Source organism: Streptomyces sp. NPDC048411 (genome assembly GCF_040704695.1).
GTDB lineage: Bacteria > Actinomycetota > Actinomycetes > Streptomycetales > Streptomycetaceae > Streptomyces.
Window position 1 is genome coordinate 21744 of the sequence record NZ_JBEZKL010000096.1, and the last position, 7529, is coordinate 29272.

Annotated in this window: 6 protein-coding genes; 5 read left to right on the forward strand and 1 reads right to left on the reverse strand. The window is 67.9% G+C overall.

Features of this window, described 5'->3' with window-relative positions; all coding sequences use genetic code 11:
• Window positions 1-13 precede the first annotated feature (13 nt).
• Together AB0915_RS27570 and AB0915_RS27575 are read left to right on the forward strand one after the other, a co-directional pair.
• Window positions 14-1624 carry an MFS transporter gene (locus AB0915_RS27570; RefSeq protein WP_366693638.1) on the forward strand — a complete coding sequence of 537 codons (1611 nt, stop codon included), beginning with the start codon at window positions 14-16 and terminating at the stop codon, window positions 1622-1624.
• Window positions 1625-1799: 175 nt separating this feature from the next.
• Complete coding sequence (locus AB0915_RS27575) at window positions 1800-2216, forward strand: peptidase inhibitor family I36 protein (RefSeq protein WP_366693639.1); 417 nt, start codon at window positions 1800-1802, stop codon at window positions 2214-2216.
• A 56-nt stretch (window positions 2217-2272) separates the two neighbouring features.
• On the opposite strand, the gene aceE is transcribed toward AB0915_RS27575, so the two are convergent.
• Window positions 2273-5005: a pyruvate dehydrogenase (acetyl-transferring), homodimeric type gene (gene aceE / locus AB0915_RS27580; protein ID WP_366693640.1), complete on the reverse strand. Its 2733-nt coding sequence runs from the start codon at window positions 5003-5005 to the stop codon at window positions 2273-2275.
• Window positions 5006-5487: 482 nt separating this feature from the next.
• Here aceE and AB0915_RS27585 point away from each other — a divergent pair, with 482 nt between their 5' ends.
• The 3 genes from AB0915_RS27585 (at window position 5488) to AB0915_RS27595 (ending at window position 7307) form a co-directional block, all read left to right on the forward strand.
• Window positions 5488-5925, forward strand: a complete 438-nt coding sequence (locus AB0915_RS27585; RefSeq protein ID WP_037696857.1) for a DUF3052 domain-containing protein — start codon at window positions 5488-5490, stop codon at window positions 5923-5925.
• Window positions 5926-6100: 175 nt separating this feature from the next.
• Complete coding sequence (locus AB0915_RS27590; RefSeq protein ID WP_366693641.1) at window positions 6101-6559, forward strand: peroxiredoxin; 459 nt, start codon at window positions 6101-6103, stop codon at window positions 6557-6559.
• Window positions 6560-6731: 172 nt separating this feature from the next.
• Complete coding sequence (locus tag AB0915_RS27595) at window positions 6732-7307, forward strand: TerD family protein (protein ID WP_327119004.1); 576 nt, start codon at window positions 6732-6734, stop codon at window positions 7305-7307.
• Window positions 7308-7529: the final 222 nt, after the last annotated feature.

Genomic DNA, 7529 nt, shown 5'->3' on the forward strand with positions numbered 1-7529 from the left:
TAGTGTCCCTCGCATGACTAGTCAGACCACCGCAGAAAAGCCGTTGCGGGAGCCGCAGGGCGCTCCTGCTCCCGCCCCGGCCAAGGGGCTTCGCGGCCACCCCTGGCTGACGCTCTTCTCCGTGGCCATCGGCGTGATGATGGTCGCGCTCGACGGCACGATCGTCGCGATCGCCAACCCCGCCATCCAGCAGGACCTGAAGGCCTCGCTCGCCGACGTCCAGTGGATCACCAATGGCTACATGCTCGCACTCGCGGTTTCCCTGATCACCGCGGGCAAGCTCGGTGACCGGTTCGGCCACCGTCAGACCTTCCTGATCGGTGTCGTGGGCTTCGCCGCGGCATCGGGAGCCATCGGTTTCTCCAGCAGCGTGGCCCTGGTCATCGCGTTCCGGGTGCTGCAGGGTCTCTTCGGCGCCCTGTTGATGCCGGCCGCGCTCGGTCTGCTGCGCGCCACCTTCCCGGCCGAGAAGCTGAACATGGCGATCGGCATCTGGGGCATGGTCATCGGCGCCTCGACGGCGGGCGGTCCGATCCTCGGCGGTGTCCTCGTCGAGCACGTCAGCTGGCAGTCCGTCTTCTTCATCAATGTGCCGGTCGGAGTGATCGCGCTCCTGCTCGGCGTGGTGATCCTCAAGGACCACCGCGCCGAGAACGCGCCGCGCTCCTTCGACATCGGCGGCATCGTGCTGCTGTCGCAGGCGATGTTCTGCCTGATCTGGGCGCTCATCAAGGGTGCGGAGTGGGGCTGGGGCGACTTCAAGACGCTCGGCTTCCTGGGGGCGGCGGTGGCCCTGTTCGTGGTGTTCGCCCTCTCCCAGAAGAACGTCAGGGAGCCGCTGATCCCGCTGGCGATGTTCCGCTCGGTGCCGCTGTCCGCGGGCGTGGTCCTGATGGTGCTGATGGCCTTCGCCTTCATGGGCGGACTCTTCTTCGTCACCTTCTACCTGCAGAACGTGCACGGTCTGAGCCCCGTCGACAGCGGTCTGCACCTGCTGCCGCTGACCGGGATGATGATTGTCGCCTCGCCGCTCGCCGGCGCCTTGATCACCAAGTTCGGCCCGCGGGTCCCGCTGGTCGGCGGCATGGTGTGCACGGCGGTCGCCATGTTCGGGATGTCCCAGCTGGAGATCGGCACCGGCACCCTGACCATGTCCATCTGGTTCGGTCTGCTCGGCCTCGGCCTCGCCCCGGTGATGGTCGGCGCCACCGAGGTCATCGTCGGCAACGCCCCGATGGAGCTCTCCGGCGTCGCGGGCGGTCTTCAGCAGGCCGCGATGCAGGTCGGCGGCAGCCTCGGTACGGCGGTGCTGGGCGCGGTCATGGCCTCCCGGGTCGACTCGGAGCTGGCCGACAACTGGGCGGCCGCGAAGCTTCCGCCCCTTGCGCCGCAGCAGCTGGACGCCGCGTCCTCGGCCGTCGAGGTCGGCGTGCCGCCGGTGGCCGGCAACACTCCGCCGGAGGTCGCGGCGAAGATCGCGGACGTCGCCCATGACACGTTCGTGTCGGGCATGAGCACGGCGTTCATGGTCGCCGGCATCGTCGCGGTGGTCGCCGCGCTGGTCGCCACCCTCACCAAGCGCGGTGCGAACGCCGAGGCCGGCGCGGGCGCGGGTCACATCTGACCGCTCGTCGGGACGCCCCCGTGGCGTCAACACAGTGCGGACAACAGCCCCGCCGGAACGTTCCGGCGGGGCTGTCGCCTATCAGGGTGATGTGCTCCGCAGCCCCTTCCCCGGGTGCTGCCGGGCAGGTCAGGGTGCGTGCAACTGATTCGTATCACCACGGGGGTTGATTTCCATGCGTACGACCGTTCTTGCCGCCGCCCTGGCTGTCACAGCCCTGATTCCGCAGGCCGCGGCCCACTCCGCGACCCCGCAGGCCGCGGCCCACTCCGCGACCCCGCAGGCCGCGGCCCGCACCGCACCCGCCCGCCTCGGAGCCTGCGGAAGCGGTCAGCTCTGCCTCTGGGAGAAGCCGGACTTCACCGGCGCCCGGCAGGTCCACGAACTCTCCACCATCGACATCGAGAGCTGCGTCGCGCTGCCACCGGCCGACCATGCCCAGGCGCTCGCCAACCGCACCGGCCGGCCCGTCACCACCTACCAGTCGGCGGAGTGCGCTGAGACCGGCGAGTTCGAGACCTATCCGGGCGGTGGCACCTGGGTGCCGCAGTCCCCGTACCGGGTCAGGGCCTTCAAGATCTGGGAGAACTGACGCCGAAGGGCGGCGGACCAAGAGGTCCGCCGCCCTTCGGATCTGTCCGGTCGTGCCTACGCTTCGCCGCCGGCCGCGCCCGGGTCGGCCGCGGTCACGTCCAGGAGCTCGTACCGGTCGATCGCCTGCTTCAGCAGCGAACGGTCGACCCGTCCCTCCTTCGCGAGTTCGGTGAGCACCGCGAGAACGATCGACTGCGCGTCGATGTGGAAGTACCGGCGGGCCGCGCCACGCGTGTCGGCGAAGCCGAAGCCGTCCGCACCCAGCGACTGGTACGCACCGGGAACCCAGCGCGCGATCTGGTCCGGCACCGAACGCATCCAGTCCGAGACCGCCACGAACGGGCCCTCGGAGCCGGAGAGCTTCCGGGTCACGTACGGGACGCGCTGCTCCTCCTCCGGGTGCAGCAGGTTGTACCGCTCCACCTCGACGGCCTCGCGGCGCAGCTCGTTCCAGGAGGTCGCCGACCAGACGTCCGCCTTCACGTTCCACTCGTCGGCGAGGATCCGCTGCGCCTCGACCGCCCACGGGACCGCCACACCGGACGCCATGATCTGGGCCGGGATCATGCCCTTCTCGCCGCTCCTGAAGCGGTAGACGCCCTTGAGGATGCCCTCGACGTCCACGTTCTCCGGCTCGGCCGGGTGCTGGATCGGCTCGTTGTAGACGGTGAGGTAGTAGAAGACGTCCTCGCTGTTCTCGCCGTACATCCTGCGCAGACCGTCCTTGACGATGTGCGCGATCTCGTACCCGAACGCCGGGTCGTACGCCACACAGCCGGGGTTCGTCGACGCGAGCAGCTGCGAGTGGCCGTCCGCGTGCTGCAGACCCTCACCGGTCAGCGTCGTACGACCGGCGGTCGCACCCAGCACGAAGCCGCGCGCGAGCTGGTCGGCCATCTGCCAGAACTGGTCACCGGTGCGCTGGAAACCGAACATCGAGTAGAAGACGTACACCGGGATCAGCGGCTCGCCGTGCGTGGCGTACGCCGAACCTGCGGCGATCAGCGACGCCGTGCAGCCCGCCTCGGAGATGCCGTCGTGCAGCATCTGACCGGTCGGCGACTCCTTGTACGCGAGCAGCAGATCGCGGTCCACCGCCTCGTACTGCTGACCCAGCGGGTTGTAGATCTTCGCGCTCGGGAAGAACGCGTCCATGCCGAAGGTGCGGTACTCGTCGGGCGCGATCAGCACGAAACGCTTGCCGATCTCCTTGTCCCGCATGAGGTCCTTCAGGATGCGGACGAACGCCATGGTCGTGGCGATCGACTGCTGACCCGTCCCCTTCTTCGCGGTCGCGTACGTCTTGTCCTCGGGCAGGACCAGCGGCTTCGCGCGCACCACACGGGTCGGGACGTAGCCGCCCAGACTCTTGCGGCGGTCGTGCATGTACTGGATCTCTTCCGAGTTGCGGCCCGGGTGGTAGTACGGCGGGTAGCCCTCGTCCAGCTGCTTGTCCGTGATCGGGATGTGCAGCCGGTCGCGGAACCGCTTGAGGTCCTCGACCGTGAGCTTCTTCATCTGGTGGGTCGCGTTGCGGCCCTCGAAGTTCGGACCCAGGGTCCAGCCCTTGACCGTCTGCGCGAGGATCACCGTCGGCTGGCCCTTGTGGGCCTTGGCCGCCGCGTACGCCGCGTAGACCTTCCTGTGGTCGTGACCGCCGCGGCCCAGGTGCAGGATCTGGTCGTCGGTCATGTCCTTGACCATGTCGCGCAGCCGCGGGTCGTCCCCGAAGAAGTGCTGACGGATGTACGCGCCCGACTCGGTGGCGTACGTCTGGAACTGGCCGTCCGGCGTGGTGTTCAGCTTGTTGACCAGGATGCCCGTGCGGTCCTGCGCCAGCAGCGGGTCCCAGGAGCGGTCCCAGACCAGCTTGATGACGTTCCAGCCGGCGCCGCGGAACTGCGACTCCAGCTCCTGGATGATCTTGCCGTTGCCGCGCACCGGACCGTCGAGGCGCTGCAGGTTGCAGTTGACCACGAAGGTCAGGTTGTCCAGGCCCTCACGGGCGGCGATGGAGAGCTGGCCCAGCGACTCGGGCTCGTCCATCTCGCCGTCGCCCAGGTAGGCCCAGACGTGCGACCGGGAGGTGTCGGCGATGCCGCGCGCCTCCATGTAGCGGTTCATCCGGGCCTGGTAGATCGCGCCGAGCGGACCGAGGCCCATCGAGACGGTCGGGAACTCCCAGAAGTCCGGCATCAGCCGCGGGTGCGGGTAGCTGGACAGGCCGTTGGGCGCCTTCGACTTCTCCTGCCGGAAGGCGTCGAGCTGCGCCTCGTTCAGCCGGTCGAGCAGGAATGCGCGGGCGTAGATACCGGGGGACGCGTGCCCCTGGAAGAAGATCTGGTCGCCGCCCAGACCGTCGTCCTTGCCCCGGAAGAAGTGGTTGAAGCCCACGTCGTACAGCGAGGCGGAGGAGGCGAACGTGGCGATGTGACCGCCGACGCCGATACCCGGGCGCTGGGCGCGCGACACCATCACGGCCGCGTTCCAGCGGGTCGCGTTGAGGATCTTGCGCTCGATCTCCTCGTCGCCGGGGAAGAACGGCTCGTCCTTCGTGGCGATCGTGTTCACGTAGTCCGTACTGCGCATCTCCGGCACGGCGACGCGCTTCTCGCGCGCGCGCTCGATGAGCCGGAGCATCAGGTAGCGGGCCCGCTCACGGCCGCGCTCGTCGACGGCGGCGTCGAGTGAGTCGAGCCATTCCTGGGTCTCTTCGGGATCGAAGTCCGGGACCTGGCTCGGAAGGCCGCCAATGATGATCGGGTTGCGATCGGATCCGGAAGCCACGCTGTTCCTTCGCTGTTCGGTGCTGCTCTACGGGGCCTGGTTACGGGAGGCATGCCCCCGGGATGTATGCATGTACGCCAGCACCATCGTGTACCGCGACGGCGCGTACGTCATCTCTACCGAGGGGTAACCGCCAGGTGGGGAGACATCATGTGCCGGTGCGCCAGGGCGGCCCGGCAGACGGGTTGGATCAAACCGCAACCATACGCCCAACCCGTCCAAGCGTTCCCAAAGGCTGTTCGACTCCGATTGGCGGACCGAAACGGCATAAGCTGTGCAAGGACGTAAAGGGTGTGGACGGCCGTGTGGAGCCCAGTCAGGGACCTGCCGAACGTGCGGCGACGTGGCAGGGAACGTCACCGTTTAGGCGGTCTCGCACGCTGGGTACTTGCGCGATCCGCCGCGCCCGTGTGGACTACGGCCAACGCCCCGCGCACGCGCGTGGCTGAAGCATTTTCCGAAACAAGATCAGGAGGCAACCCGTGAGCGCGACCGCGGACCACGCGGAGGAACGGACCAACTCGGCTGCACGGCTGGGGTTCGAGCCCGGACAGGTGGTCCAGGAGATCGGCTACGACGACGACGTCGAGCAGGAGCTCCGTGAGGGCATTGAGGCCACTACCGGCCAGGAACTCGTCGATGAGGACTACGACGACGTCGCTGACGTCGTCCTGCTGTGGTTCCGCGACGAGGACGGCGACCTTACGGACGCGCTGGTGGATGCCATTGGTCTGATCGACGAAGGCGGTGTGATCTGGCTGATGACGCCGAAGACCGGCCGCGAAGGCTACGTCGAACCGAGCGATATCAACGAGGCCGGCCAGACAGCCGGTCTTTCCCAGACCAAGAGCATCAATGCGGGCAAGGACTGGACGGGCAGCCGTCTGGTCACCCCGAAGTCGGCCAAAGCCAGGCGCTGAACCGCACTCACCACGAGGCCCCCGCCGGTCGTGCACCTGCGGGGGCCTTCGCATGCCCGTACGCATGTCCTCCGCCCGCGGACATCCCTGTCCGCAGGCCCGCCGAGGTCTCTGCGTAGGCTGGGAGTCCACCCGGACAGCCCAGCCCGGTGAAGCAGCGAAGGGACGCGTTTCCATGGCGATCGAGGTCGGTACCCAGGCCCCGGATTTCGAGCTGAAGGACAACCACGGCCGGACCGTGAAGCTCTCCGACTTCCGCGGCGAGAAGAACGTGGTGCTGCTGTTCTACCCGTTCGCCTTCACCGGCGTCTGCACGGGTGAGCTCTGCGCCCTCCGTGACGAGCTGCCGCAGTTCGAGAACGACGACACGCAGCTGCTGGCCGTCTCCAACGACTCCATCCACACCCTGCGCGTCTTCGCCGAGCAGGAGGGCCTCGAGTACCCGCTGGTCTCGGACTTCTGGCCGCACGGCGCGACCTCCCGGGCCTACGGCGTCTTCGACGAGGAGAAGGGCTGCGCGGTGCGTGGCACCTTCATCATCGACAAGGAGGGCGTGGTGCGCTGGACCGTCGTCAACGGTCTGCCGGACGCGCGCGACCTGAACGACTACATCAAGGCCCTCGACGCGATCTGATCCGGTTCCGGACGGTCCCGCGTCGGTGTTCCGGACGATCTCCCGGCGCCCCCCGGCCAAAAGCCTGTTTTGGCCGGGAACCGGTCACTAGGATCCAGTCGTTGATCCGAATGCCAACGCAACGTGGAGGCGCCGGCAGTCGTCGGCCCCCAAGAAACCAATGGGAGGACTCGTGGGAGTCAGCCTCAGCAAGGGCGGCAACGTCTCGCTGACCAAGGCCGCGCCCAACCTGACCGCCGTCATCGTCGGTCTGGGCTGGGATGCCCGTACCACCACCGGTGGAGACTTCGACCTCGACGCCAGCGCGCTGCTGACCAACGCCGAGGGCAAGGTCGGCAGCGACGGTAATTTTGTCTTCTTCAACAACCTCAAGAGCCCCGACGGCTCCGTCGAGCACACCGGTGACAACCTCACCGGTGAGGGCGAGGGCGACGACGAGGTCATCAAGGTGAACCTGGCCGGAGTCCCGGCCGACGTCGACAAGATCGTCTTCCCGGTCTCGATCTACGAGGCCGAGACCCGCCAGCAGAGCTTCGGCCAGGTGCGCAACGCGTACATCCGCGTGGTCAACCAGGCGGACAACACCGAGCTCGCGCGGTACGACCTGAGCGAGGACGCCTCGACGGAGACCGCCATGGTCTTCGGCGAGCTGTACCGCAACGGCGCCGAGTGGAAGTTCCGTGCCATCGGCCAGGGCTACGCCTCGGGTCTGCGCGGCATCGCGCAGGACTTCGGCGTCAACGTCTGAGGTACGGCCCAGAGAGCGCGACCGGGCCGTACCTGAGAAGGCACAGCCCGGGCCGCGCCCCCGGGGATGTCCGGCCATGATCCGCCGTACACCCCCAGCACGTCCCCGTCCGGCGCCGCCCCCCCTGCGGGGCCCGCCGCCGACAAAAGAACGGTGATAGAGATACGAAGTGCGGGGGGGAGGGGAAGAGTGTTTAAAAGGGGGTGGTGTTATAGGTGGTGG